This window comes from Billgrantia saliphila (assembly GCF_002930105.1).
GTDB lineage: Bacteria > Pseudomonadota > Gammaproteobacteria > Pseudomonadales > Halomonadaceae > Halomonas > Halomonas saliphila.
The window spans coordinates 274,924-299,328 of sequence record NZ_PJRN01000003.1 but is presented as its reverse complement, the minus strand read 5'-3'; the positions used below and the strand labels follow the sequence as shown (position 1 = coordinate 299,328).

Annotated in this window: 25 protein-coding genes and 2 riboswitches; of the genes, 13 read left to right on the top strand and 12 right to left on the bottom strand. The window is 64.6% G+C overall.

All coding sequences use genetic code 11. From position 1 onward, the window contains the following. Positions 1-15: 15 nt before the first annotated feature. Entirely contained in the window at positions 16-1,185 is a 1,170-nt protein-coding gene (locus CYJ07_RS05070; RefSeq protein WP_104202589.1) for an acetate/propionate family kinase, read from the bottom strand. A 162-nt stretch (positions 1,186-1,347) separates the two neighbouring features. On the opposite strand from CYJ07_RS05070, the gene CYJ07_RS05065 reads away from it, so the two are divergent. Together CYJ07_RS05065 and CYJ07_RS05060 are read left to right on the top strand one after the other, a co-directional pair. Beyond that, positions 1,348-2,277, top strand: coding sequence for a DMT family transporter (locus CYJ07_RS05065; RefSeq protein WP_104202588.1), 930 nt, complete (start codon positions 1,348-1,350; stop codon positions 2,275-2,277). 117 nt (positions 2,278-2,394) lie between these two features. After that, the gene (locus CYJ07_RS05060; protein ID WP_104202587.1) at positions 2,395-3,009 is read left to right on the top strand and encodes a porin family protein; all 615 of its coding nucleotides are present in this window, start codon (positions 2,395-2,397) and stop codon (positions 3,007-3,009) included. A gap of 78 nt (positions 3,010-3,087) precedes the next feature. Here CYJ07_RS05060 and CYJ07_RS05055 read toward each other — a convergent pair whose 3' ends face one another. The 6 genes from CYJ07_RS05055 to CYJ07_RS05030 all read right to left on the bottom strand — a co-directional run bounded on the left by CYJ07_RS05055 (position 3,088) and on the right by CYJ07_RS05030 (position 9,331). Then, entirely contained in the window at positions 3,088-4,335 is a 1,248-nt protein-coding gene (locus CYJ07_RS05055) for a PDDEXK family nuclease (protein ID WP_104202586.1), read from the bottom strand. A 120-nt stretch (positions 4,336-4,455) separates the two neighbouring features. After that, positions 4,456-6,345, bottom strand: a complete 1,890-nt coding sequence (thiC, locus tag CYJ07_RS05050; RefSeq protein ID WP_104202585.1) for a phosphomethylpyrimidine synthase ThiC — start codon at positions 6,343-6,345, stop codon at positions 4,456-4,458. Positions 6,346-6,414: 69 nt separating this feature from the next. Then, positions 6,415-6,533, bottom strand: a riboswitch (TPP riboswitch). A gap of 77 nt (positions 6,534-6,610) precedes the next feature. After that, entirely contained in the window at positions 6,611-7,279 is a 669-nt protein-coding gene (gene tenA, locus CYJ07_RS05045; protein ID WP_104202584.1) for a thiaminase II, read from the bottom strand. A 67-nt stretch (positions 7,280-7,346) separates the two neighbouring features. Continuing rightward, positions 7,347-7,477: riboswitch (TPP riboswitch) on the bottom strand. 65 nt (positions 7,478-7,542) lie between these two features. Continuing rightward, complete coding sequence (locus CYJ07_RS05040) at positions 7,543-8,472, bottom strand: lysophospholipid acyltransferase family protein (protein WP_104202583.1); 930 nt, start codon at positions 8,470-8,472, stop codon at positions 7,543-7,545. A gap of 4 nt (positions 8,473-8,476) precedes the next feature. Then, entirely contained in the window at positions 8,477-8,869 is a 393-nt protein-coding gene (locus tag CYJ07_RS05035; protein WP_197038257.1) for a DUF4870 family protein, read from the bottom strand. A gap of 69 nt (positions 8,870-8,938) precedes the next feature. Further along, positions 8,939-9,331: a VOC family protein gene (locus CYJ07_RS05030; RefSeq protein ID WP_104202582.1), complete on the bottom strand. Its 393-nt coding sequence runs from the start codon at positions 9,329-9,331 to the stop codon at positions 8,939-8,941. Positions 9,332-9,397: 66 nt separating this feature from the next. Between CYJ07_RS05030 and CYJ07_RS05025 the strand changes: the two genes are divergently transcribed. The 6 genes from CYJ07_RS05025 to CYJ07_RS05000 all read left to right on the top strand — a co-directional run bounded on the left by CYJ07_RS05025 (position 9,398) and on the right by CYJ07_RS05000 (position 17,285). Continuing rightward, positions 9,398-10,033: a class I SAM-dependent methyltransferase gene (locus CYJ07_RS05025; RefSeq protein ID WP_104202581.1), complete on the top strand. Its 636-nt coding sequence runs from the start codon at positions 9,398-9,400 to the stop codon at positions 10,031-10,033. A gap of 222 nt (positions 10,034-10,255) precedes the next feature. Further along, positions 10,256-11,692 carry an MFS transporter gene (locus tag CYJ07_RS05020; RefSeq protein ID WP_231489536.1) on the top strand — a complete coding sequence of 479 codons (1,437 nt, stop codon included), beginning with the start codon at positions 10,256-10,258 and terminating at the stop codon, positions 11,690-11,692. Positions 11,693-11,850: 158 nt separating this feature from the next. After that, complete coding sequence (locus CYJ07_RS05015; RefSeq protein ID WP_104202580.1) at positions 11,851-13,650, top strand: acyl-CoA dehydrogenase; 1,800 nt, start codon at positions 11,851-11,853, stop codon at positions 13,648-13,650. A 79-nt stretch (positions 13,651-13,729) separates the two neighbouring features. Then, entirely contained in the window at positions 13,730-15,361 is a 1,632-nt protein-coding gene (locus tag CYJ07_RS05010) for an acyl-CoA synthetase (protein WP_104202579.1), read from the top strand. A 14-nt stretch (positions 15,362-15,375) separates the two neighbouring features. Beyond that, positions 15,376-16,224 carry a 3-hydroxybutyryl-CoA dehydrogenase gene (locus CYJ07_RS05005; protein ID WP_104202578.1) on the top strand — a complete coding sequence of 283 codons (849 nt, stop codon included), beginning with the start codon at positions 15,376-15,378 and terminating at the stop codon, positions 16,222-16,224. A gap of 287 nt (positions 16,225-16,511) precedes the next feature. Continuing rightward, positions 16,512-17,285, top strand: coding sequence for an enoyl-CoA hydratase-related protein (locus CYJ07_RS05000; protein WP_104202577.1), 774 nt, complete (start codon positions 16,512-16,514; stop codon positions 17,283-17,285). 83 nt (positions 17,286-17,368) lie between these two features. On the opposite strand, the gene CYJ07_RS04995 is transcribed toward CYJ07_RS05000, so the two are convergent. After that, a complete protein-coding gene (locus tag CYJ07_RS04995; protein WP_104202576.1) occupies positions 17,369-18,250 on the bottom strand; it encodes a DMT family transporter in 882 nt (293 codons plus the stop codon). A gap of 112 nt (positions 18,251-18,362) precedes the next feature. Continuing rightward, positions 18,363-18,749 (bottom strand): Rieske (2Fe-2S) protein, encoded by a 387-nt coding sequence (locus CYJ07_RS04990; RefSeq protein WP_104202575.1) that lies wholly within the window; start codon positions 18,747-18,749, stop codon positions 18,363-18,365. Between the two features lie 115 nt (positions 18,750-18,864). On the opposite strand from CYJ07_RS04990, the gene CYJ07_RS04985 reads away from it, so the two are divergent. The 5 genes from CYJ07_RS04985 to trkI all read left to right on the top strand — a co-directional run bounded on the left by CYJ07_RS04985 (position 18,865) and on the right by trkI (position 23,238). Beyond that, a complete protein-coding gene (locus CYJ07_RS04985; RefSeq protein ID WP_104202574.1) occupies positions 18,865-19,557 on the top strand; it encodes an aspartate/glutamate racemase family protein in 693 nt (230 codons plus the stop codon). A 14-nt stretch (positions 19,558-19,571) separates the two neighbouring features. Continuing rightward, positions 19,572-20,408 (top strand): MOSC domain-containing protein, encoded by an 837-nt coding sequence (locus tag CYJ07_RS04980; protein WP_104202573.1) that lies wholly within the window; start codon positions 19,572-19,574, stop codon positions 20,406-20,408. A 185-nt stretch (positions 20,409-20,593) separates the two neighbouring features. After that, on the top strand, positions 20,594-21,040 hold the full coding sequence (locus tag CYJ07_RS04975) for a DUF305 domain-containing protein (protein WP_104202572.1): 447 nt from the start codon (positions 20,594-20,596) through the stop codon (positions 21,038-21,040). 249 nt (positions 21,041-21,289) lie between these two features. After that, positions 21,290-21,643: a DUF488 domain-containing protein gene (locus tag CYJ07_RS04970; RefSeq protein WP_197038256.1), complete on the top strand. Its 354-nt coding sequence runs from the start codon at positions 21,290-21,292 to the stop codon at positions 21,641-21,643. Between the two features lie 176 nt (positions 21,644-21,819). After that, positions 21,820-23,238 carry a TrkH family potassium uptake protein gene (trkI, locus tag CYJ07_RS04965; RefSeq protein WP_231489540.1) on the top strand — a complete coding sequence of 473 codons (1,419 nt, stop codon included), beginning with the start codon at positions 21,820-21,822 and terminating at the stop codon, positions 23,236-23,238. Between the two features lie 78 nt (positions 23,239-23,316). Here the strand turns inward: trkI and CYJ07_RS04960 are convergent, their stop codons facing one another. The 3 genes from CYJ07_RS04960 to CYJ07_RS04955 all read right to left on the bottom strand — a co-directional run bounded on the left by CYJ07_RS04960 (position 23,317) and on the right by CYJ07_RS04955 (position 24,297). Beyond that, positions 23,317-23,760, bottom strand: a complete 444-nt coding sequence (locus tag CYJ07_RS04960) for a DUF411 domain-containing protein (protein ID WP_104202569.1) — start codon at positions 23,758-23,760, stop codon at positions 23,317-23,319. Further along, on the bottom strand, positions 23,757-23,915 hold the full coding sequence (locus CYJ07_RS20255; RefSeq protein ID WP_156085470.1) for a hypothetical protein: 159 nt from the start codon (positions 23,913-23,915) through the stop codon (positions 23,757-23,759). Before CYJ07_RS20255 ends, CYJ07_RS04960 begins: the two co-directional genes overlap by 4 nt. A 61-nt stretch (positions 23,916-23,976) precedes the next feature. Then, positions 23,977-24,297: a hypothetical protein gene (locus CYJ07_RS04955; RefSeq protein ID WP_104202568.1), complete on the bottom strand. Its 321-nt coding sequence runs from the start codon at positions 24,295-24,297 to the stop codon at positions 23,977-23,979. Positions 24,298-24,405: the final 108 nt, after the last annotated feature.

The following is a 24,405-nucleotide window of genomic DNA, read 5'->3' as shown; positions in this document are numbered from 1 at the left end:
CGTTCGTCTCTTCCTTCACTGGGCCAGGCGCTGGCGGGTTTCGACAGCGATCTGACCTTCTTCGTCGGTGGGTATGACCCAGAGCTGGCGTCCGCCGGCATCGATGCGACCCTCGCGTCCCCGCACCGTCTCGCTATTGACGGTGCGGTTGAGCTGCAGGCCGAAGTGGGGCAACTGGGTGATCACCCGCTCACGAACGAGCGCGGAGTTCTCGCCGATGCCGCCGGTGAAGACCAGGCCGTCGAGGCGGGGCAGGGCGCAGGAGAGAGCCGCCAGCGACTTGGCGATGCGGTAGCAGAACACTTCGATGGCCAGCGTCGCGCCTGGATGGCCCTGGGCCTCGGCGGCTTCGAGCTCGCGCATGTCGTTGGTCAGACCCGACAGGCCCAGCAGGCCGCTGTTGCGGTTGAGCACCTCGTCGATGCGTTCCAGCGACCAACCCAGCTGGCGCGAGAGATGAGCGTGCAGGCCCGGGTCGACGTCGCCGCTGCGCGTGCCCATCACCAACCCTTCCAGCGGAGTCAGCCCCATGCTGGTGTCGAGGCTCTGACCCTGCCATACGGCGCAAGTGGAGCAGCCGTTGCCCAGATGGGCGGTAAGCCAGGCACCTCCTTCCAACCCGCCCAGACGGTCGGCGCGCTGGCTGACGTAGGCGTGGCTGGTGCCGTGGAAACCGTAGCGGCGGATGGCATGGTCGCGGTAGAGCGCATCCGGCAAGGCGTAACGATAGGCCCGCGGTGGTAGGGACTGGTGAAAGGCGGTGTCGAATACAGCGACCTGGGGCAAATCGGGGAATAGCCGTCGCGTGGCCGCCACCCCCTCCAGATTGGCGGGGTTGTGCAGCGGAGCCAGGGCCGAGGTCCGTTCGATCGCCTCGACGACAGCGTCATCGATCAGCGCGGCGCGGGTGAAGTGCTCGCCGCCATGCACAATGCGATGGCCCACCGCGACTGGCCGGCGCCCTTCCAGGCGATCGAGAATGGCCTCCAGCGCACGGGTGTGATCGACATTGCCGAGCGCCTGCGTGAAAGGTTCGCCGTGGCTGTCGATGCCCTTGAGCCGAGCGTCGCCGCCGCCCAGGCGTTCCGCCAGCCCGGCCAGGCGAGGCTGGTCCGGCGTTGACGGCACCAGGGCATATTTGATCGACGACGAACCGCAGTTGATGACCAGTACCGAAGCGTTCATCGGGGCTCCGCATGATGAGAATGTAGAGGGAGGATAGACGTAAGACTTTAGTCTACCACTCTGGTGTCAGCGCGAGCCCTGTTCCAGATCAAGCCGGCACTTGATTAGGCGTCTATCGAAAATCCTGGCATGCTGTCGACACCCAAACCGATGGAACCCGTCATGTCGACCGATACCGCGGCGCCTGGCAGCGCATTGCTGTTGCCGCGCCATGTTGCCGTATTGCTGCTCGCCTCCGTCGCCACGCTGTTCGCCGGCAACCATGTCGCGGCCCGGCTGGCTTTCGACGAAGGTACCGGACTGCTGCTCGCCGTGCTGGTGCGTTCGGCTGTGGCGCTCACCGTGCTAGTGGCGCTCTTCCTATGGCAGGGCAAGCGCTTGCAGATTCCGGCCAGCTCACGCCCTTGGCAGCTACTGGCGGGACTGATGGTCGCCGTCCAGAGCCTATGTCTCTATTCGGCGGTGGCGCGCATACCTGTAGTCGTGGCGCTGCTGCTGATGAATACCTTTCCCATTCAGTTGGCGCTGCTCACCTGGGCATTGGGTGGGCCGCGCCCGACACTGCGTGCGGCACTGATCATGACCGTCATCCTGGTGGGGCTGGTGGTGGTGCTCGACGTTCCGGCCTGGCTGGCGAGCCCCGAGGCGCTCGGTCCGGCATGGTTGCCCGGAGTGGCGTTCGGCCTGGGGGCGGCGGCGGCCTTCTCCTGTGCACTATGGATCACCGAACACCACCTCGGTGCGGTGGGCAGCACCCTGCGCAGCCTGCTGACCATGCTCACGGTATTCGTGGCGATGCTCGCCGCCGGCGCCCTGCAGCTGGTTCCGGGCGGTATGGCGCTTCCGGGAAGCGGAACCGGCTGGGGAGCGCTGGTGGCACTGGCGCTGCTCTACAGCGTAGCGTTCTCGGTGCTGTTCATCAGCGTGCCGAGGCTGGAGATGGCGCGCAACGCGCCGGTGATGAACGTGGAACCCGTTGCCTCGCTGCTGCTGGGTTATCTGGTCCTAGGGCAGATGCTCTCGGCGACCCAGCTCGTCGGGGCCACCATCGTCCTGGGCGGGATCGTTGCACTGAGTCTTTCACCGCGCTGAGCCTGTCACCGCACTGAGCGTCTGCCATTCTTGGCGGGCTTCGCTTGCAGCTGGCGAGACTCTGTACCAAACTTGGCTTGGACGTAAGGAAACGCTGTTTTTTAATGGAGGTGCGAGATGAAACCGCTAGCCATCACCGCAGCCGTTGCCATCGCCAGTGGCGTTGCTGTCTCCGCCCAGGCCCAGCAACCGCAAGCACAGCCGCAAACACAGCAGGGACAGACGCAGCAGCGAACCCAGCAGATGCAGGGACAGGGCCAGCGTCAGGTCCAGGGTTCGCAGTACCGCAGCCAGAACCAGGCTCGCATGCCCATGTACCCGCGGACGTATGTCGGGGCCGATGCGATGTTCTGGGATCTCGATTACGACCATGGCGCCGACGGTGACAGCGTGGGGCTGCGCCTGAACGGCGGGGCTCAGTTCTCCGAATACTTTGGCGCCGAGGCCCATTTGGGAACCGGTGGTTCCGATGGCCCGACGGAACTGGAATATCTGGTCGGCGCCTACGCCAAGGGCATCCTGCCGGTTTCCGAGGAGTTCCGCCTCTACGGCCTGGCGGGTTTCACCGAGGTGGACTTCGATACCGATCAGGAGAGCGGCTTCTCGTACGGCGGTGGCGCCGAATTCGACATCGCTCCCAACCTGGCGGTCGGTGCCGACTACATGCGCTATCTCGACAAGTCCGACTACACCTTCGACGCCGCCAGCGTCGGGGTTCGCTACCGCTTCTGAAGCGAGGCCCGTCAACGATACGCGCCTGGCGCCCTCGGTTCTGCCGAGGGCGTTTTTCGTGCCGCGACAAGGCGAAATTCAGCTGCCCGGCCAGCGGCCATGCTCCTTCCAGTGCGCCAGCAGGGCAGGCAGATGCTTCAAGTCGCCGCTTTCCACCACCTCGACTCGCGGCCCTTGGGCGCGCTGCAATTCGGTCAGGCGCCGCTGGGCCCGGTCGAACTCGCCGCAGGCCAGCAATAGCCGGGTGGCGGCGAGCCCGGCCGAATGATTGAGCAGCTCATGCAGGCGCTGCAGGCCCTGCTGCAGGCAAGCCTGCGGCCCGGGGCGCGCGATCAGGCTCTCGAGGAACAGCAAGCGGTTGTTCTCGACGGCCAGACAGGCCGGTATCACCGGCTGGTCGTTGCGGTCGACGTCCAGGTCGAGGATATGGGTGCCACAGCAAACCTGGGACAACCCCGCCTCGCGTGCACTGTGCCAGGCGTACTCGGCGAGCCAGCTGCCGCCGAGATAGAGCGCACCCTCGAGCGTGGCCACCTCCACCTCCAGCGGTTGGGCGCTGGTCCAGCGCAACAGGCCGGCTTCGTGCAGCTTGGTCAAGGCGTCGGTAGCGGGGAACTGGGGCGGACGATGCAGGCGCTGGCGGCTGGCGCCCTGGCGCAGGACGGGGGCGTGCTGGGCGCGCCGTTCCAGTACGCCACCCGGGCCATGCACGATGTCGTTGAGCTCTCCGAGCAGACCGGCCAGCCGGTCGGCATGCTGCGCCAGGTAGTGCGTCAGCGATCTGCGCCGCTCGCAGGTTCGCTGCCATTCGGTGCCGTCGGAAAGGGCGCGTACCCGCTTGCGACCGTTGGCCTGGAGATAACGATCGATGTCCAGTACCGGCTCGATGGCCAGCACCTCGGGGTTGGAGGAAGGGGAACCCGAGGCCATGCGGTAGAGCGCATTGGCCCTTTCGTCCACGTATAGCCAATCGGCGTCACAACGCCGCATGGCTTGCTGCAGCAATAGGGCGGTAGGAATATCGCAGTTGCCCGGATCGTAGGTGATCGACAGGTTGGGTTCGTCGAACTGCCGGCGCTGGAGCGCCTCGGCGAGAGCGTCGAAGTATTCGCCGGTGCGCTGAGGGGCGCTCGAAGGCATGTCGGCATGAACGTGTATATCGGTACCCGCGGGCAGCTCATGGCGCAGCAGGATCGCCAGACGCTCCACATCCAACTGCGTCGACCGGTACGGCACCAGCTCGACCTCCTGTGGGCGCAGCTGCAGTACCGGTATCAGGCTCGCTTCGGGGCGCTCGGTCACCAACGCGACATGCAGGTGAGGCATGGGCTCGCTCCCAAATCTTCCATGTCCCTACAGGCTACATCCGAGCCTTGACGGCTGTCGCCTGCTCGGTAACAAAAAACACGCCGGTTTTCAGGCCGGCGTGTTTAGGTGGAAGTGAGATTACACCTCCTTGTAGAGCTCCGCCCCCAGCTCCTGGAACTTCTTCGCCTGCTCCTCCATGCCTTTCATCACTGCCTCTTGATCACCGTTCAGCCCATGCTCGCTTGCGTAGTCGCGCACCTCCTGGCTGATCTTCATCGAGCAGAACTTGGGCCCGCACATGGAGCAGAAGTGTGCCACCTTGGCTGAGTCCTTGGGCAAGGTCTCGTCGTGGTACTCGCGCGCGGTGTCGGGGTCGAGACCGAGGTTGAACTGATCCTCCCAGCGGAACTCGAAGCGTGCCTTCGATAGCGCATTGTCGCGCCGCTGGGCCGCCGGGTGGCCCTTGGCCAGGTCCGCGGCGTGCGCGGCGATCTTGTAGGTGATGATGCCAGTCTTGACGTCGTCCTTGTTGGGCAGGCCGAGGTGCTCCTTGGGCGTGACGTAGCAGAGCATGGCACAGCCGTACCAGCCGATCATCGCCGCGCCGATGCCCGAGGTGATGTGGTCGTAGCCGGGGGCGATATCGGTGACCAGTGGACCGAGGGTATAGAAAGGCGCTTCGTCACAGTATTCGAGCTGCTTGTCCATGTTCTCCTTCACGAGATGCATGGGAACGTGGCCGGGGCCTTCGATCATCACCTGCACGTCGTGCTTCCAGGCGATCTTGGTCAACTCGCCCAGAGTCTTGAGCTCGGCCATCTGCGCCTCGTCGTTGGCGTCTGCCACCGAGCCCGGGCGCAGGCCGTCGCCCAGTGAGAAGGCTACGTCGTACTGCTTGCAGATCTCGCAGATTTCCTCGAAGTGGGTATAGAGGAAGCTTTCCCGATGATGGAAGAGGCACCACTTGGCCATGATGGAGCCGCCGCGCGAGACGATGCCGGTCACCCGCTTGGCGGTCAGCGGCACGTAGCGCAGCAGCACGCCGGCATGGATGGTGAAGTAGTCTACGCCCTGTTCGGCCTGCTCGATCAGAGTGTCGCGAAACACCTCCCAGGTGAGGTCCTCGGCCACGCCGTTGACCTTTTCCAGCGCCTGGTAGATGGGTACCGTGCCGATGGGCACCGGCGAGTTGCGGATGATCCATTCGCGGGTCTCGTGGATGTTCTGGCCGGTGGAGAGATCCATGATGGTGTCCGCGCCCCAGCGGATGCCCCAGGTCATCTTGTCGACTTCCTCCTCGATGGAGGACGTGACCGCCGAGTTGCCCAGATTGCCGTTGATCTTCACCAGGAAGTTGCGGCCGATGATCATTGGCTCCGACTCGGGATGGTTGATGTTGCAGGGGATGATGGCGCGGCCGGCGGCGACTTCGGCGCGCACGAACTCGGGGGTAATCTCCTCGGGCAGGCGCGCGCCGAAGCCTTGGCCGGGATGCTGGTGGCCGAGGATGCGCTCGACCTCTTCCGTCCCTAGCGCTTGGCGGCGCTGATTCTCGCGCAGGGCGATGAACTCCATCTCGGGCGTAATGATGCCTTGGCGCGCGTAGTGCAGCTGCGTGACATTCCTGCCGGCTTTGGCGCGGCGCGGCGTGCGCCTGAGGTCGAAGCGCAGCGGGGCGAGCAGCGGGTCGTTGGCGCGGCGCTTGCCGTATTCGCTGGTCGGTCCGTCGAGACGTTCGGTATCGCCGCGTTCCTCGATCCAGGCGCGGCGTAGCTCGTGCAGACCGCGGCGCAAGTCGATCTCGGCCGCCGGGTCGGTGTAGGGGCCCGAGGTGTCATAGACCAGTAGCGGTGGGTTCGCTTCGTCGGCGCCGGAGGTCTTGGTCGGTGACAGCGCGATCTCGCGGAAGGGGACGCGCACGTCGGGGCGGGAACCCTCGATGTAGACCTTGCGCGAGCCGGGCAGCGGCTGAACGGTGGCGGCGTCGACCTGGGCGGTCTCGGCGAGGAAATGGGTGGTCTTGCTCATGGGTGTTCTCCCTTGTTGTGGGTCGTCAGGGAGGACAGCTGGGGAGGACAGGGGCAGGCGGGGGAGCCCGGCTGCGTGTCGCTTGATCCCTACGCTGGTCCTAGCCAGTTCAGGTTCAACGGGATCCATGCTGGGCGCGCGGCGCTGCATGATCTCAGCCGTCTTCAACGGCACCCCGTCAAGCGTGTTCGCCCGCCACTATCGGCGGGCAGGTCGTTTCCGCTCCTCATGCTTCGCAGCGGCAACGGTCTTGCACGGCAGCGGGTCAGATCGCGCGATCCAGTCCCATCTGCCAGAAATCGATCTCGAGTCGCGTGGCATCGCGGAACACCTCGGAGAGCTCGTCAAAGCGCGCCGGGGTCACGTCGGCCAGGCGTGCGTCGAGCCATCCGAGCTCGGCGCGCATGGCGTCCTGGAATTCCTCGCTCTCGTACATGGCGATCCACGCCTCGGAGGGGTTGGCTGCGCCACGCACGGTAAACGCCTGGGCATTCAGCCAATGGGCGATCTCTCCATAGCCCACCAGGCAGGGAGCAAGCGCCACGTGCAGGTCGAGCAGGTCGCCGCGGTTACCGGTGTCGAGTACGTAGCGGGTATAGGCCATCGTCGCCCGGGCTTCGGGCAACGCAGCCAGCTGCTCCTCGTCGATGCCCCATTCGCGGCAGTAGCCCACGTGCAGATCGAGTTCCACGTCGAGGATCGCCTTGAGGCCTTCATGAGCCTGGCGCAGGTCGGTGAGGCTGCGGCTCTTGTAGGCGGCCAGGGCATAGGCACGGGCGAAGTGGATCAGGAACAGATAGTCCTGCTGCAGGTAGTGGCGAAAGGCGCCTTCCTCGAGAGTGCCGGCGCCCAACTCGCGCACGAAGTCGTGCTCGATGTAGGCACGCCAGTCGGCCTGGCAGGCGTTCGTAAGGTCGGTGAAGCGGTAGCCCATCTTGCCTCCGGTACGTGGCACGATCCGGAGCGGGCGAGGAGAAAGAGGTGACGCGGAAGGGCAGGGTACGCGGCCACCGCTTGATCCCTACGCCGGTACGAGCCGGATCAGGTTCTACGGGCCCCGCCGTGACGACAGCCTGCAAGCAGTGTCGTATGGCGATCTCAGCCGGTTCCACCGGCACCCCGTCAAGCGTTGCAGGCAGTCTAGCAGGATAGGGCCGGCTTGCCAGCCAGCGATGGTAAATGCGTGTCGATGCAGTGTCAGTAGAGACGGAACGATTTGTGATCCGGGTGGCCTTGCTGCTGCTCGACTACCTTGCGATAGCGCTTGTACTCCCATTGGTACTGGGCGGGATCGAGGGCGATGGCAGCCTCGACGCAGGCGTTGACGCCGGTGGCAGAGGTCTCGTCGTCGGCGGCATAGACGCGCTCGTCCGCGGCGAGGAAATGGATGGCGAAGCCGCCCCGCGGCAGGCGGCGGGCCACGCCGGTGACCACGCGCGCATCGGTGCGCGCGACCAGCTTGGGCAGCAGGGTCGCGGTGTAGGCAAGACGGTGATAGAAGGGAGCGAACACGCCGCTACCCCAGCTCGGCTCCTGATCGGGCAGGATTCCCACCGCCTCGCTACGCTTGAGCGCCTTCAGTAGCGCCGCCACGCCGCGCGGATTGGTGGGGACGAGCTTGGCACCCATGCGCTCACGCCCTTGGCGGATCACTGGGTCTAGCTCGGCGATCTTGGGCGGCTCGTACATGGCGGTGAAGGGGAAGTGGCTCGATAGCCAGAAATTGAGCACTTCCCAGTTGCCGAAATGGGGAGCCAGCACGATGACGCCCCGGCCTTCGGCGCGGGCCTCGTCGAGCAGCTCACGGCCGTGGATCTCGCGAATGGCGGCTTCGACCCGTTCCGGGCGGGCCATCCAGGCGAAGCCCAGCTCCAGCATGGTGGCAGTCGAATGAACCAGGCTCTCCCGCGCCAGGCGGCGTCGTGCCGCTGCGCTGCGCTCGGGAAAGACTTCCGCCAGGTTGATTTCGGTGACTTCACGTTCACGCTGGCTGAAGCGATAGATGAGGGGGCCGGCCATGTGAGCCAACCGCCATAGCGTGTGCGGCCGGCGCCCGGCCAGCGTGCGCCAGAGCAGGGCTATGACCCGGCCCTGCAGGGTGGAAGCGGGGGACGACGTATCGCTCATGGGCTCAGAGCAGCCAGGCATCCACGTTGGCCGGTTCGCGGTGTTCCTGCAGTCGCTTCATGCCCTTGACGCAGCGTACCACCAGCCAGACCACGACCAGCAACCAGGTGATGAAGCCGATCATCACCAGCGTCAGCAGGGCCGAAATGGCGAAATAGAGCATGGCCAGCCAGAACGTGCGGATCTGGTAGCGGTAATGCTCATCGAGCCAGTGCGGCCCGTTGCCCCGGTAGACGTAGGCGATCACGATGCCTATCAGGGCGGTCAATCCCCCGGTCACGATGCCCGCCAGGTAGAGGGCGTAGACGACGAGTGGAAGGGTCGTGTCGGGCTTGCCGCCCGATTCGGTCACGACATGATGATCGGAAGCATCGTTGCGCTGCGGGTTGTCGTTCATGCGGCGTCCCAAAAACGGAATGTTGGCGCCAATGATACCGGCCGACAGCGACAATGCCAGCGGTGAGCATCATTCGCCGCCATCGCGGGACGGGCGGCTGATTTCCAGCAGGTTGCCGTCGGGGTCGCGAAGATAGAGCGATTCGATGCTGCCGTTGGCCCCTTGGCGGGTGACGGGCCCCAGTTCCACTTCGACGTCGAGGGCCTCCAGGTGGCGGCGCACTTCCTCCAGCGGCAGCAGGCTGCGCAAGCAGAGGTCGAGGCTGCCCGGCGTCGGGGTGGCGGCTCGCGGCACGATGTCGGTGTCGGTCCAGTGCAGGCGCAGGGCAATGTCGCCGAGCATGAGATCGACGCGCTCGCGGTCGCGATAGCGCACTTCGAGCCCGAGCACCCGGGAGTAGAAGTCCACGGCGCGTGAAATGTCGGTTACGGTAATGACCAGATGATCCAGACCTGACAGCATGCAGGCCTCCTCGTTGTGGTGTGTATTCGATACGCTTTGATTCGTCAGCCATAAAAGGATACGACGATGCCGACCTGCCCGCTATGCGATGCGACCCGCACGCGCCATTTCCATCGTGATGCGCGCCGCGACTACTATCGCTGCGAGCGCTGCCAGCTGGCTTTCGTGCCCCCCGAGCAGCGCATCGCGCCCGAGGCGGAGAAGGCCGTCTACGACCAGCACCAGAACCGTCCCGACGACCCGGGCTACCGGCGCTTCCTGGCGCGACTGTTCGAGCCGCTGCACAGCCGGTTGGCCCCCGGCGCGTGCGGGCTCGATTTCGGCGCCGGCCCCGGGCCCACGCTGTCGCTGATGTTCGAGGAGGCGGGGCACTCCATGGCGATCTACGATCCCTTCTACGCCCCGGATCGTGCGGTACTCGATCGAGGCTACGACTTCGTCACCGCGACCGAAGTGGCGGAACACCTGTTCCGGCCGGGCCGTGAGTTCGAGCGGCTCGCGGCGCTGCTCCCTGCCGGTGGGTGGCTTGGAGTAATGACCAAGCGCGTGACCTCTGAAGAGGCCTTTGCCCGCTGGCACTACATTCTCGACCCGACCCATGTGTGCTTCTTCAGCGAGATTAGCTTCGAATGGCTGGCGGGGCGGCTCGGTATGTGCGTCGAGTTTCCCGCCGCCGATGTAGCGCTGCTGCAAAAACAGTGAAAGTGGCTGCGGTGGGGTTGAGTTCCCGGCGAAAACACCATATCTCACCAGGCACCCCGAGAAAGCGATTGACTCGTGGCGCAGCGGGCGTATGATTCGCGCGCCCTGGTCAAGGGCGGCGTATCGCCCGAGTCGCTCGTACGTGTCATGCGTAGGCAGTCAACGGGGTTATCTGCCATCTTCTCGTATCGTCACGTGTCACCTTCCGAGTGAGGCTTCTGCATGTCGCGCCAATTGCTGGCCATGGCCCTGGCTCCCCTACTGGGGCTGTTCATTCTGGGGATCGGCAACGGTTTCCTGGCCACGCTGATTACCCTGCGGTTGGATGCGGCCGGGGAGTCGCCGGTGGTCATCGGCTGGGTCTCGTCCGCCTATTTCATCGGCCTGGCGCTGGGCGCCATGTTCAACGACAGGCTATTGCTGCGCATCGGTCACATTCGCGCCTATGGCAGCTTCGCCTCGCTGGTGGCGGTCACCGTGCTGCTGCAGGCGCTGTTCTTCGAGCCCTGGGCCTGGTTTGCGCTACGCCTGGTCGGTGGCTGGGCCACGGTCGGGGTCTACCTGGTGATCGAGAGTTGGTTGCTCACCTCGGGCGACCAGAAAGTGCGCGGGCGCCTGCTGGCGCTCTACATGATCTCGCTCTATGCCGCCGGTGTGGTCGGGCAACTGCTGCTGGGGGTGACCGACGCCATGGGCGAAACCGCCCCCTTCATGGTCATCGGCATGCTGGCCTCGCTGTCGGTGCTCCCCATGGCGATGATCCCGCGGGTCTCGCCGCTGATCGAGCATGCCGAGCCGCTGTCGCCGATGCGCCTGATCACCATGACGCCCACCGGGGTAATGGGCAGCTTCGGTTCCGGCCTGGCGGTGGCGGCCGTTTACTCCCTGTTGCCGCTCTATCTGCAGCGCGTCGGCCTGTCGGTCGCGCAGGTCGGCCAGATGATGGCCGTCGTGGTGCTTGGCGCCATGCTGCTGCAGTATCCCATCGGGCGCTGGTCCGACCGCCACGACCGCCAGATGGTGCTGATCCTGATCGGTGCCTTCTGCGCCCTGATTTCCGCCGGCATGCTGTTGTTACCTCTTCAGTCGTGGGTGTTGGCGGCGTTGCTGTTCCTGCTCGGCGGCGGCGTCTTCGCGCTCTATCCGGTGGCGGTGAGCCATGCCGCCGACCGCGCGCCGGCGGGAGCGCTGGTGCGCATGAGCCAGGGCCTGTTGATGATCAACGCCATCGGCTCGGCGGTGAGTCCGCCGATGATCTCGCCGGTCATGGCCTGGGTCGGCGATACCGGACTGTTCTGGGCCTTCGGTGCCCTGAGCCTGTTCCTGGTGGGCTTCTTCACTTGGCGGCGCAGCGTGCGCCCGGCGCCGATGCCGGTGGCGCCCTTCGCTCCCTCGACACCGATGTCGTCGGTGGGTGCCGAGCTGGCCGTCACCGAGGAGTTGATGCAGGGCGCCATCGAGCATGAGCATATGGAGGATCTGTCCGCTCTTGTGCCCGATGTGGAAGTGGCCGAACCGCTGGTCGGCCCGCCTCCGCCCGACGAGCCGCACATCGTTTTCTATCCCGAAGGTGACAGGGATGAGTATGAGGAGGACGAGAAGCGAGCGGACGAGCCGGTCATGACCGGTGACGATGCGACGCGCGCCAGCCGCCCCTGATCCATACTCCCGTTTCCTCTTCGCGCCCGGTGCCATCGCACCGGGCGCGTTGCGTTATACGGTCGGTTGCCATGGCCACCTGACTGCGACCTAGGGATAATGGTTAACGTGAAATAGTGAATCTACTATCGCCGTTATCGTTTTCCTGAGGTATTGCCATGTTTCCCTTCGCCGCCCCCGTTCGTGATCTTCGCTTCGTGCTCGAGGAGCTGCTCGAGCAGCGCTCGCTCGACCTGCCCGGCTTCGAGGAAACCAGCCCCGACCTGGTGGAGGCCGTGCTGGAGGAGGCCGCCAGGCTGTCGGGTGAGGTCTGGGCGCCGCTCAATGCCAGCGGCGATCGGCAGGGCTGCGTTCGCCGCGAGGACGGCGGCGTAACGCTCCCCGACGGCTTCGCTGAGGCCTATCAGGCCTATGTCGAAGGTGGCTGGAACGGCATCGGCGTGTCCCAGGCGCTGGGTGGCCAAGGCCTGCCCGAGGTGGTTGCCAGTAGCGTGCAGGAGATGCTGCATGGCGCCAACATGGCGCTGGGGCTGTGCCCGATGCTCACCGCCGGCGCCATCGAGGCGCTTGCGCACCACGGCAGCGATATCCTCAAGGCGATCTACCTTCCCAAGCTGGTCGAGGGCAGCTGGACCGGCACCATGAACCTCACCGAGCCCCAGGCTGGCTCCGATCTTTCCAAGGTGCGTACCCGCGCAGTGCCATGTCCTGATGAAGAGGGCGATCACTACCGCCTGTTCGGCCAGAAGATCTTCATCACCTGGGGCGAGCACGACGCCAGCGAGAACATCATCCACCTGGTGCTGGCTCGCAAGCCCGATGCCCCCGAGGGCAATAAAGGTATCTCGCTATTCCTGGTGCCCAAGTTCCTGGTCGACGCGGACGGCACCCTGGGCGAGCGCAACGACGTCACCTGCGCTTCCATAGAGCACAAGCTGGGCATCCACGGCTCGCCCACCTGCACCCTGAGCTTCGGCGAAGGCGACGGTGCCATCGGCTACCTGGTGGGCGAGGAGGGGCGAGGTCTCAACCACATGTTCACCATGATGAACGAGGCGCGCCACAAGGTCGGCGTGCAGGGCATCGGCGTGGCCGAACGCGCCTGCCAGCACGCCTTCGCCTATGCCCTGGACCGCGTGCAGGGCAGAAGCCCGCGTGGCGATGGCGAGAGCACCATCAGCGGCCATCTGGACGTGCGCCGCATGCTGCTGTCGATGCGTGCCCGCACCGATGCCCTGCGCGCGCTGGCGCTGTACTGTGCCGCCGAGCTCGATGTGGCTCGCCACGCCGCGGAGGCTACCGAACGCGAGGCCGCCCAGGCGCGGGTCGACGTGCTGATCCCGGTGGTCAAGGCCTTCTCCACCGACCAGGCGGTGGACATCGCCTCGCTGGGCGTGCAAGTACATGGCGGAATGGGCTACATCGAGGAGACGGGTGCCGCCCAGCTGCTACGCGATGCCCGCATCGCGCCGATCTACGAGGGCACCAACGGCATCCAGGCGCTCGATCTGGCCGGGCGCAAGCTGCAGCGTGACGGTGGCACGGCCCTGGCCAGCCTGATCGATGACGTCGAGACCACCGCACGCGCCCTGCAGCAGCAGGAGGGCCTGGAAGTGCTTGGCGAGAACCTGGCGGCGGGAGCGGCCGACCTGCGCGCCGCCATGGCCATCTTGCTGGAGCAGGGCAGCGACCCCGAGCGGGGCATCGATGCCGTCCAGGCCTACGCCACGCCATTCCTAAGCCTGACCGGCCACGTGTTGTGCGCCTGGCAGATGGGGCGGGCGGCGCTCAAGGCCAGCGTCGCCCAGGCGGCCGGCAGCAGCGAGCCGTTCTATCGCAACAAGCTGGCCGCCGCCGACTATGCTCTGCGTCAGTGGTTGCCGGTGGGCCGTGGCAACCTCCGCGTCATCGAGGCGGGGCTGGCGAGCCTGGCCGACCTTGACGTCGCGGCCCACTGAACCGGCGGCGTCGCCGGCCTTCTGCGTGCCGGCGGCGCATGCTTGCCTATCACAATAACGATACCCACCGGAGCCCACCATGAACGACAGCATCTTCGAACAGGGCCTGCCCAAGACGCCGGCTAACCACGTGGCGCTATCGCCGCTGACCTTCATCGAGCGCAGCGCCTCCATCTATCCCGACTACCCGGCGGTCATTCATGGCGATGTTCGCCGCAGCTGGCGCGAGACCTGGATGCGTTGCCGCCGGCTCGCCTCGGCGCTGGAGCAGCGCGGCATCAACCCCGGCGAGACGGTGGCCGCCATGCTGCCCAACGTGCCGGCCATGTTCGAGGCGCACTTCGGCGTGCCGCTGGCCGGCTGCGTGCTCAATACGCTCAACATTCGCCTCGATGCCGACGCCATCGCCTACATGCTGGAGCACGGCGAGGCGCGGGCGATCCTGGTCGACCCGGAATTCGCCGGGGTGATCGAGGATGCCGTGTCGCGGCTTGCCATCAAGCCGCTGGTGATCGACGTCGACGATGCCCTGTTCGAGGGGGAGGTGCGGCGCATCGGTGAGCTGGAGTACGAGGAACTGCTGGCCGAGGGCGACCCGGACTACGCCTATCATCTTCCCGAGGACGAATGGCAGGCGATCTCGCTCAATTACACTTCCGGTACCACCGGCAAGCCCAAGGGGGTGGTCTATCACCATCGCGGCGCCTACCTGAACGCGGTGAGCAACATCCTCGAATGGGCCATGCCGCACCATCCGGTCTACCTCTGGACCCTGCCGATGTTTCACTGCAACGGCTGGTGCTTCCCCTGGACCATCGCCGCCAACGCCGGTACCAGCGTATGCCTGCGCCGGGTCGACCCCAGGAAGATCATGAACCTGATCGCCGACGAGAAGGTGACCCACTTCAGCGGCGCGCCCATTGTGCTCAATGGCCTGGTCAATCTTCCGGCCGAGGACAAGTGCACCTTCGATCACCCGGTGAAGGTCACCACCGCTGGCGCCGCGCCGCCTGCCTCGGTGATAACCGGCGTCGAGACACTCGGCATCGAGGTCACCCATGTCTACGGCCTCACCGAGGTCTACGGCCCGGTGACCGTGTGCGCCTGGCGCGAGGCGTGGAACGAGCTGCCGCTCGAGCAGCGGGCCAAGATCAAGGCGCGCCAGGGCGTGCGTTATCACATGCTCGAAGCGCTCTGCGTGGCCGATCCCAACACCCTGGAGCCGGTGCCCAAGGATGGCCAAACCATCGGTGAGATCCTCATGCGCGGCAACAACGTGATGAAGGGCTACCTCAAGAACGAGGCAGCAACCGAGCAGGCGCTGGAGGGCGGCTGGTACCACACCGGCGATCTCGCCGTGTGGCACTCGGACGGCTACATCGAGATCAAGGACCGCTCCAAGGACATCATCATTTCCGGCGGCGAAAACATTTCCACCATCGAGGTCGAGGACGCCATCTACTCGCATCCGGCGGTGGAGGAGGCCGCGGTGGTGGCCAAGCCCGACGAGAAATGGGGCGAGACGCCCTGCGCCTTCGTCAAGCGCAAGGTGGGCTACGGCGAGGTCACGGAAGCCGAGATCATCGAGCATTGCCGCAGCCACTTGGCGCGTTTCAAGGTGCCGAAGACGGTGATCTTTACCGAGCTGCCCAAGACCTCCACCGGCAAGATCCAGAAATTCGTTCTGCGCGAAGAAGCGCGCAAGCACTGAGCGGGAGAGATACGATGAGCCAACAAGCGATAGGCGTGGTCGGGGCCGGCACCATGGGGCAGGGCATCGCCCAGGTACTGGTCGGCAGCGGATTTCCCGTTCGACTCTACGACGTGGCCGATGACCAGCTCGGCCGTGCCCAGGCCGCCATCGACAAGGGGCTGGCCAAACTGGTGGCCAAGGAGAAGCTCGGTGAGGGCGAGAAGCGCGACGCCATGGCACGCCTCGAGCCGACCACCTCCTTGGAGGCGCTGCGCGATTGCGAAGTGATCGCCGAAGCCGCACCCGAACAGCCGGCGCTGAAGGAAAAGCTGTTCCGCGATCTGAGCCGCCTGACCCATGACGCCATCCTGGCGTCGAACACCTCATCGCTGTCGCTGACTCGCCTCGCCGCGGTATGCGAGCGCCCCGAACGCGTGGTGGGCATGCACTTCTTCAATCCGGTGCCGGTGCTCAAGCTCGTCGAGGTGATTCGCGCCGAACAGACTTCCGATGCCACCGTGGCGCGCATCGAGGCGTTGGCGAAAGCGCTGGGCAAGACCCCGGTAGCCATCGCCGACTCGCCCGGCTTCGCCGTCAACCGCCTGCTGGTGCCGATGATCAACGAGGCCGCCTTCCTGCTGCAGGAGGGGGCGGCCAGTGCCGATGACATCGACCAGTCCATGAAGCTCGGGGCCGCGCATCCGATGGGGCCGCTGGCCTTGGCCGACCTGATCGGGCTGGATGTCTGCCTGGCAATCATGGAGGTGCTGCAGGAAGGTTTCGGCGATCCCAAGTATCGCCCCTGCCCGCTGCTAAAGCGCATGGTGGCTGCCGGCTACCTGGGGCGGAAATCAGGGCGAGGCTTCCACGTCTACCAGTAAGCGACGATTCACTACTGCGCTCGACGACCCACAGGGATGTGGGAAGTGCGTTGGTTCGTCGGGAACGAACCTAGCCATCTTGATTGCCGGCGAACCGTCGCTCTCCTCATGTAACAGGCTACGCTCCGGGAGCTGCGGTCCGTCGGCAACCAGCCTATCTTCGCTCGTGACGTGAATCGAACACTTCCTTTCGCTAATTTGTATAACAGGGGATTGCCGACCAACCAAGCGTTCGCTAGGGTTGGTCGGTAACCCTCTACAAGAATGCGATATAACAGGAGCCCCACATGAGCGAGAAGCTGATCGAGGTAGCCGATGACGCCGGCGTCGTGCGTTTGACCGTCAACCGTCCCAAGGCGCTGAACGCCCTCAACAGCGGGGTGCTGCACGAGCTGGAAACCATCCTGACCGAGCTGGAAGGGCGCAATGACCTGCGCGCCGTGTTGATCACCGGAGCGGGCGAGAAATCGTTTGTCGCCGGCGCCGACATTACCGAGATGCGTGAGAAGACGCCGGAAGAGGCACGCGCCTTCGCCAACCAGGCGCTGCGTACCATCAAGCGTCTCGAGACCTTGCCGGTGCCGGTGGTCGCCTTGGTGAACGGGTTTTGTCTTGGCGGCGGCTGCGAACTGGCGCTGGCCTGCGACTGGGCCGTCGCCAGCGACAATGCCGTCTTCGGCCAGCCGGAAGTGCTGCTCGGGGTGATTCCCGGCTTCGGCGGCACCCAGCGCCTGCCGCGTCGGGTCGGGCCGGCCATGGCGCTCGATCTGGTCACCACCGGGCGCAAGATCGACGCCCAGGAAGCCCTGCGCATCGGCCTGGTCAACCGCGTCATGCCCCAGGCCGAGCTCGAGGCCTACGCCGCCGAACTCGCCAAGCAGCTCTCCGGCAACGGTCCTCAGGCGGTACGTGCCGCCAAGCAGGCCGTGCACGACGGCATGGATCAGGACCTCGACAGCTCCCTGGCGCTGGAAACCGCCCTGTTCGCGTTCTGCTTCGCCGGCGACGAGCAGAGTGAGGGCATGGGCGCTTTCGTCGAGAAGCGCAAGCCGAACTTCTGATTCGATATCCCACGAACAAAGTCAGCGACAAACAAGGCGGCAGCGCAATTAGCGCTGCCGGCTTGTTTGTTCGTGGCATGTTTTCAGGCAACTTCGCGTCGGCGCAGCCGAATCATCCCCGTGGCAATGGCGGTCCCGGCCAGGGTAATGGCCATGCCGATCATGACCTGCAGGCTAAGTCGTTCATCCAGTAGCAGGTAACCCCAGAGCAGCGCGCTGACCGGCACCAGGAAGGTGACTGTCGAGGTGGCGGTGGCGCCGGCACTGGAGATCAGCCCGAAGTAGAGCAGGAAAGCGAGGGTGGTGCTGAAGGCGGCGAGTCCCAGGGCATTGGCCCAGGCCAGTCCGCCGATCGGCTCGGCGGGCCACAGCCATAACCCTGGGATCAGCAGCAGCAGTGCCGACATGGCCGTGCTGCCCGCGGCCAGCACGCGCACAGGAAGATGCGACAGGTAGGTCTTGGAGTAGTTGGTGGCCACACCGTAGCAGAAGGTGGCACCGACGGCGGCGAGGATGAACCAGCCGTCGCCGCCCAGCGAGAAGTCGAGCCGGTTGGCCGAGAGCACGTACACGCCGAAGAAGGCCAGCGCCAGGCCGAGATATTGCCGGCGCTGCACCGGCGTGGTGAAGAACAGCGCACCGAGCAGGGCGGTGAAGATCGGCGTGGTGGCGTTGATCAGCGAGGTGAAGCCCGCTTCGAGGCGTACGGTGGCCAATGCCAGCAGGCAGAAGGGCAGCACATGATTGACCAGCCCCAGCAGCAGCAGGCCGCCCTTGTTCTCCCACACCAGTGCAAGGTAGCGCAGGCTGAACAGAAGCGGCAGCAGCAGCAGCGCCCCCAGGCCCATGCGCACCAGAATCAACGGTACCGGGCCGAACTCAGGCACTGCCACGCGCATGAAGATGAAGGACATCCCCCACAGCGAAGAGAGCAGGATAAGGCGCAGGCTATCGGCCGGAGACATGCGGCGTCCTTGTCGTGTGGGGAAAGCGAAAGGTTACGATTGAAATTAGCTGATGGGAACCTGCCTATCCCATAAAAGTTACTGATAAAATGGATCAAGCGGGTTGAAGTCGCTACGGCTCACTCCTTTCGGCAATGACCAGCCAATCTTCATCGTCGACGCTGACCGGTACCGGGTCGAGGGCACAACCGAGGCCCAGGCCACCGATGCCTTCCCCGGTGCGGACCGAGAAGGTGGCGTCGTGGTTGGTGCAGCGCAGCTGCTCGCCATCCTGGCTGAGCAGACGACTGCCGCGCTGATCGAGCGGTAGGTACTGATGAGGGCAGGCATTGACGTAGGCGAGCACGGTGTCATCCAGGCGCACCAGTAGCAGCGGAAAGCTGCCGTTCTCGCTCTGCAGGGTCAGGGTGCGAGTCTCGCCGGCCGCCAGCTCCGTGAAGGGGATCAGGCGCGTTCCACGCGCGGGTGCGCTACGATATTGCTGCCATGCCTCGGACATATCTATGCCACCTCTTGCCTTGTCGGGAACGCTACATTGTCTCGGAAGGTAGCGCATTTGTCAGCGGCAGTTCATGGTCGGTCAGGCCGACCCCAACCATCAAGGGACAGAAAAAATGAAAACTATTGGCCTGCTCGGCGGCATGAGCTGGGAATCGACCGTGAGCTATTACCGGGCCCTCAACGAGGGAGTGAAGCAGCGATTGGGCGGGCTGCATTCGGCCAGGGTGGTCATGGTCAGCGTCGATTTCGCCGATATCGAGGCCTTGCAGCAGCGGGGCGAATGGGAGGCCTGCGGTGAGGCCCTGGCGACGGCGGCGCGACAAGTGGAGCAAGCCGGCGCCGACTTCCTGATGATCGGCACCAACACCATGCACAAGGTGGCACCCCAGATCGAAGCTGCCGTTGGTATTCCGCTTGTGCATATCGCCGATGCCACCGCCGAGCGCTTGCGCGAGGACGGCGTCGAACGGGTGGGGCTCTTGGGCACGCGCTTCACCATGGAGCAGACGTTCTACCGCGAGCGTCTCGAGGCGCATCACGGCATCGAGGTGCTGATTCCCGACGAGGCCCAGCGTGACACGATACACCGCGTCATTTACCAGGAGCTGTGTCTCGGTAGGGTTGAGCCGGCCTCGCGCAGGGCCTATCTGCAAGTGATCGAAACGCTGGCCGAAAGGGGCGCCCAGGCGGTGATTCTCGGCTGTACCGAGATTGCCTTGCTGATCACGCAGGACGATACCGCCGTGCCGCTCTACGACACCACGGCGATCCATGCCGCGCAGGCCGTCGAACTGGCGTTGGCGTGAGAGGGAGAATCTAGATGCACATCACTCAGCTCAACGTTTATCCGGTCAAGTCGCTGCGCGGCATTCCACTCCAGCAGGCGGCGCTCGGCGTGCGGGGGCTTGCCTTCGATCGCCAGTGGATGATCGTCGACGACGTGGGACGCTTCGTTACCCAGCGCCAGATGCCGGCCATGGCTCTGATCTCCGTCACGCTCGGAGCCGATGTGCTGACTCTCGAGCATCCCGATGCCGAGCCTCTGCGCATCGAACTGGCGCGCGACGACCAGCCGCGGCTGACCGCCTACGTCTGGGAGTCCGCCTGCCAGGCGCTGGACGAAGGCGCCGAGGCGAAGACTTGGTTGGCCGGTGTGCTGGGCGACTGGCGCGGCAGTGGGCTGCGTCTGGTGCGTTTCGCTCCCGAGGAGCGGCGTGCCGTGGAGCCCTATCACCTGAAGGGAGAGGAGGCCCATATCGCCTTTGCCGACGGCTACCCTTTCCTGATCGCCACGCAAGCCTCGCTCGCGGCGCTCAACCGGACGCTTCAGGCCAAGGGGCTCGAGGCGCTGCCGATGAATCGCTTTCGGCCCAACATCGTCGTCGCCGGGACCGATGCGTTCGCCGAGGATGGCTGGGACTCGCTCGGCTCGGCGGACGGACGCTATCGAATGGGACTGCGCAAGCCTTGCCAGCGCTGCAAGATCACCACTGTCGACCAGGCTAGCGGTACCATCGCCGTGCCCGGCGAGCCGCTGCAGACGCTGATAGAGATGAAGACGCAGCCGCGGCGCCCGGGGGCGTATTTCGGCCAGAATGCCACGCTGCTGGAGGGGGCGGGACAGACCATCGCGGTGGGGGATGCGCTCGGCGCGTGAGCGCCTCTGTAGCGTGCTATCGGGATGGGTATTTCACCCGGGTGGATGAAAGCGGCGGGCTCAGCCACGATGAAAGGGTAAGGCGGGGTGGCGACGATTCGCTGATCGCGTGCCACCGCTGGAATTCAAGGACTCGTCCCGGTCCGGCGCTGACGTCGGCCCGGGCCAACCTCAAGGATCCGAACATGAAGATGTATTTCAAGTTCGCCGCCATGATTCTGACCTCGACCGTGGTCATGTACGGCCTCATGTACCTCAACACCTTTCGTCTCGACCACCTCACCTACAGCGAGACGCGAACCTACATGGCGCTCATCATGGGCTCGTGCATGGCCATCATCATGCTGACCTACATGATCGGCATGTACCCCAATCGCAAGATCAATGCCGGCATCTATCTCGGTAGCGCGTTGATCTTCGGCGTTTCGCTGTGGCTGGTCAGAAGCCAGGCCACGGTCGACGACGTCTCCTACATGCGCGCCATGATCCCTCACCACTCCATCGCCATCCTGACCAGCGAGCGGGCCAACATCGCCGATCCCCGGGTCAGGGAGCTGGCCGACCAGATCATCGAGTCGCAGCGCGAGGAGATCGCCGAGATGAAAACGCTGATCGAGGATCTCGACGATTAGCGATGTCATCCGCTGTGGCGAGAGCGGTAATGCCCGCGTCGGAGCATAAAAAAGCCCGCTGGAGCGCGGGCGTAAGCAAGGGACTCACGACTGCTGTGCAGGAACTGGCGTGAGTGATTCTCAATCTAGCGCTCTTTAGGCATTAGTGATGTCAGTATTTCGTGTGCCGTGATGTAAGCGATTGCCTACACGGCGCATGAGGCCCTTGCTGCGCTACCTGATGACACCAAACCATGGAGGAGCGTCATCGTGAACGTTGCTTTGAAGCGTGCCTACGATTCGCCGGATTCCCGGGACGGCCACCGCGTGCTGGTCGACCGCCTCTGGCCACGCGGCATCTCCAAGGAACAGGCGCGCATCGATGCTTGGCCAAAGGAGGTCGCGCCGAGCGATGAACTGCGCAAGGCTTTCCATGACGGGCGGCTCACCTGGGGGGAGTTTCGCCGTCGCTATCTCGGCGAACTCAAGGCCCATCGCGACGTCGTGCGCGACCTGGCGGCCCGCGCTGGACGCGAGCGTGTCACGCTCGTATTCAGCGCCAAGGACGAACGGCGCAACAACGCCGTGGTGCTGAAGCAGTACCTGGAGATGCTGCGGCGGTGAAACACATATTCGCGTTGCTGAAATTAGGGTTTTTTCCGGGCGGCTATGTTTTCATACCTTTCGCAATATTGGCTGAAGGGTGACTGCGCTCGATGGGTGCGATCAGCGGGAATCAGTGGGACCTTGCCCACCGCCTGAGATATCAATGGGACAACTGGGCGCCGGTCTTGAAGGTGATGTCGGTATTGTGGCTGGTACTGGCCCTGTTCATGGCCCTGCCATGGGCCGTGCTGGTCATCGAGCGCGACCCCGATGCCCGAGCCTTCGGCCTGTCGATGCTCCTGGTGCTGGCGGCGGTCGGCACGGTATGGCTATCGACCCTCAAGACGGTAATCGAACTCAAGTCTTGGCAGATGTTCGTGCTCACCACTCTCAGTTGGGTGACGATCAGCGGCTTTGCCAGTCTGCCATTGATACTCGGGGCGCCGCAGCTCAGCTTTACCAATGCCGTCTTCGAATCGGTCTCGGCCATTACCACTACCGGCTCGACCATCCTGGTCGAGATCGAGTCGCTGTCCGACGGTCTCAAGCTGTGGCGCGGGATCATGCAGTGGCTGGGCGGGATCGGCATCATCGTCATGGGCATCGCTATCCTGCCTTTCCTCAAGGTCGGCGGCATGCGCCTGTTCCATACCGAGTCCTCCGACTGGTCGGACAAGGTCATGCCGCGCACGGGTGGGATCGCCAAGGCCACATTGAGTATCTATTGCGGGTTCACCCTGCTGGCGATGCTGATCTACTGGCTTGGCGGTATGACGCCCCTGGATGCGGTGGTACACGGCATGACCTCTCTGGCGACCGGGGGATTTGCCAATTCGGACGCCTCTTTCGGTGCCTACGCCGATAACCCGTTCCTGCTGTGGATGGGCAGCCTGTTCATGCTGGCCGGTGCGCTACCCTTCGTGCTCTATATCCGCACGCTGCGTGGCGCCCGCACTGCGCTATGGCGTGATCAGCAGGTGCAGGGCCTTTTGTTCCTGCTGGCGGTGGTCATACTGGGATTGACGCTCTGGCGGGCGTGGCTCGGCACGCCGCCCTTCGAGGCGCTGACCCAGGTCAGCTTCAACGTGATTTCGGTAGTGACGACCACGGGCTATGCGTCGGATGACTACAGCCTCTGGGGGCCACTGGCCTACGTGGCGTTCTTCTACCTGACCTTCGTCGGAGGGTGCAGCGGCTCCACCAGTGGTGGCATGAAGATCTTCCGCTTCCAGGTGGCGGCCATGCTGCTGCGCAATCAGCTTCGTTTCCTGACCCACCCCAGCGGGGTCTTCGCTTTTCGCTACAACGACCAGCCTCTTACCGACGACGTCACCCGTGGCGTCGTGGCGTTCTCCTTCTTCTTTTTCCTGACCATAGCGGGGCTGGCGCTGGGATTGTCGCTGATGGGGCTGGATCTGACGACTGCCCTCTCGGGCGCCGCCACGGCGGTGGCCAATGTCGGCCCGGGACTTGGGGAGATCATCGGACCGGCCGGCAACTTCGCGCCGCTGCCCGATGCGGCAAAGTGGCTGCTCTGCCTGGGGATGCTTATGGGGCGGCTCGAGATCCTCACGGTGCTGGTGCTGCTGACGCCGATGTTCTGGCGCAAATGAGCGGACTGCCTATGGCCGCCTTCGCAGATCGGAGCATCGCCGGAGCGGCTGCGGCCGCCCCGGCGATAACCCAGACCCTTACAGTGTCATGAACGGCATCGATTCCTGATCGGTGAACTGATAGACATTCCAATCCTCCCGCTTGGGTCCGGGCATACCCGGGGTGCCGATAGGCATGCCGGCCAGCCCGATGCCATCGACCTTAGGCCGTTGCTCGAACAATCTTTCCACCGCTTCGAAGGGCACATGGCCCTCGATGGTATAGCCACCCATCTGAACGGTGTGGCAGGACCCCAGCCCGTAGGGCAGACCGGCCTCCTGCTTGATCTTGCCCATGTCCTGATCGTCGACGATGGTGACCGAGACCCCACGCTCCTCGAGCTGGCGGGCGTACTCGACACAGCAGCCACACTGCGGGTTCTTGTACAGGGTGGCTTCTTCGGGCAGGGCGGCGTGAACGGTTGAGGCGGCACCCAGCAGCAGGCTGGCGGAAAGCAACAGGGATGTGGTGCGATGGTTCATGAGTCGGCTCCATGGCGAGGCGTGGAAGACGAAGAAATGAATAGATACTTGAGCAGGGCGGCGATCCCTAATCCCAATAGGGACAGGACGGCCAGCGGCATCAGCCAGCCAAGCCAGCTCATGTTGCCCATCAGGGCAAGGCAGTTAGTCATCATGACGGTAACTCCTGACGAATTAAGTGTATCGTCGAGCCGCATGGGCTCGTCGTGCATTCGCTCAGGCCTTGGGAGGGCGCCGCGGAGGCGGCATCCTGTGGTCCGTCATGGCCAGCGCCGGGGCCACGGCCGGGAAGGGGGGCTCGACGGCGCTCAGGCTGCCGAGATGAGGCACCATGCTACATGCCGAGCAGCGCGAATCGTCCGAGGTATCGTCATCGAACTGCTGCATGGACGAGGCAACACCGCAATCAGCCTGGTGGGTATCCATGGCCGCGTGAGTCGACAGGCTGTTCAGCGCCAGCAGCAAGGCGATCAGCAGCGCCAGGAAGCGAATGCCCTGGTTGTGTCTGCTCTGAGTCGACCTGGCGACAGCTCTCATGGAACGTCCTCGTGATGTTGCCTTCTCATTGAAACCTATCCTGTTCGCCTCCTTCAATGACCCAGCGCAAGAAGTGGAGTTCCCTTGGTTCCAGCGCTGACGGTGGAT

Coding starts and splice junctions, on each gene's coding strand:
- CYJ07_RS05070 (WP_104202589.1), bottom strand. CDS start 1,185: ATGAACGCTTCGGTACTGGTCATCAACTGCGGTTCGTCGTCGATCAAA.
- CYJ07_RS05065 (WP_104202588.1), top strand. CDS start 1,348: ATGTCGACCGATACCGCGGCGCCTGGCAGCGCATTGCTGTTGCCGCGC.
- CYJ07_RS05060 (WP_104202587.1), top strand. CDS start 2,395: ATGAAACCGCTAGCCATCACCGCAGCCGTTGCCATCGCCAGTGGCGTT.
- CYJ07_RS05055 (WP_104202586.1), bottom strand. CDS start 4,335: ATGCCTCACCTGCATGTCGCGTTGGTGACCGAGCGCCCCGAAGCGAGC.
- thiC (WP_104202585.1), bottom strand. CDS start 6,345: ATGAGCAAGACCACCCATTTCCTCGCCGAGACCGCCCAGGTCGACGCC.
- tenA (WP_104202584.1), bottom strand. CDS start 7,279: ATGGGCTACCGCTTCACCGACCTTACGAACGCCTGCCAGGCCGACTGG.
- CYJ07_RS05040 (WP_104202583.1), bottom strand. CDS start 8,472: ATGAGCGATACGTCGTCCCCCGCTTCCACCCTGCAGGGCCGGGTCATA.
- CYJ07_RS05035 (WP_197038257.1), bottom strand. CDS start 8,869: ATGAACGACAACCCGCAGCGCAACGATGCTTCCGATCATCATGTCGTG.
- CYJ07_RS05030 (WP_104202582.1), bottom strand. CDS start 9,331: ATGCTGTCAGGTCTGGATCATCTGGTCATTACCGTAACCGACATTTCA.
- CYJ07_RS05025 (WP_104202581.1), top strand. CDS start 9,398: ATGCCGACCTGCCCGCTATGCGATGCGACCCGCACGCGCCATTTCCAT.
- CYJ07_RS05020 (WP_231489536.1), top strand. CDS start 10,256: ATGTCGCGCCAATTGCTGGCCATGGCCCTGGCTCCCCTACTGGGGCTG.
- CYJ07_RS05015 (WP_104202580.1), top strand. CDS start 11,851: ATGTTTCCCTTCGCCGCCCCCGTTCGTGATCTTCGCTTCGTGCTCGAG.
- CYJ07_RS05010 (WP_104202579.1), top strand. CDS start 13,730: ATGAACGACAGCATCTTCGAACAGGGCCTGCCCAAGACGCCGGCTAAC.
- CYJ07_RS05005 (WP_104202578.1), top strand. CDS start 15,376: ATGAGCCAACAAGCGATAGGCGTGGTCGGGGCCGGCACCATGGGGCAG.
- CYJ07_RS05000 (WP_104202577.1), top strand. CDS start 16,512: ATGAGCGAGAAGCTGATCGAGGTAGCCGATGACGCCGGCGTCGTGCGT.
- CYJ07_RS04995 (WP_104202576.1), bottom strand. CDS start 18,250: ATGTCTCCGGCCGATAGCCTGCGCCTTATCCTGCTCTCTTCGCTGTGG.
- CYJ07_RS04990 (WP_104202575.1), bottom strand. CDS start 18,749: ATGTCCGAGGCATGGCAGCAATATCGTAGCGCACCCGCGCGTGGAACG.
- CYJ07_RS04985 (WP_104202574.1), top strand. CDS start 18,865: ATGAAAACTATTGGCCTGCTCGGCGGCATGAGCTGGGAATCGACCGTG.
- CYJ07_RS04980 (WP_104202573.1), top strand. CDS start 19,572: ATGCACATCACTCAGCTCAACGTTTATCCGGTCAAGTCGCTGCGCGGC.
- CYJ07_RS04975 (WP_104202572.1), top strand. CDS start 20,594: ATGAAGATGTATTTCAAGTTCGCCGCCATGATTCTGACCTCGACCGTG.
- trkI (WP_231489540.1), top strand. CDS start 21,820: ATGTCGGTATTGTGGCTGGTACTGGCCCTGTTCATGGCCCTGCCATGG.
- CYJ07_RS04960 (WP_104202569.1), bottom strand. CDS start 23,760: ATGAACCATCGCACCACATCCCTGTTGCTTTCCGCCAGCCTGCTGCTG.
- CYJ07_RS20255 (WP_156085470.1), bottom strand. CDS start 23,915: ATGATGACTAACTGCCTTGCCCTGATGGGCAACATGAGCTGGCTTGGC.
- CYJ07_RS04955 (WP_104202568.1), bottom strand. CDS start 24,297: ATGAGAGCTGTCGCCAGGTCGACTCAGAGCAGACACAACCAGGGCATT.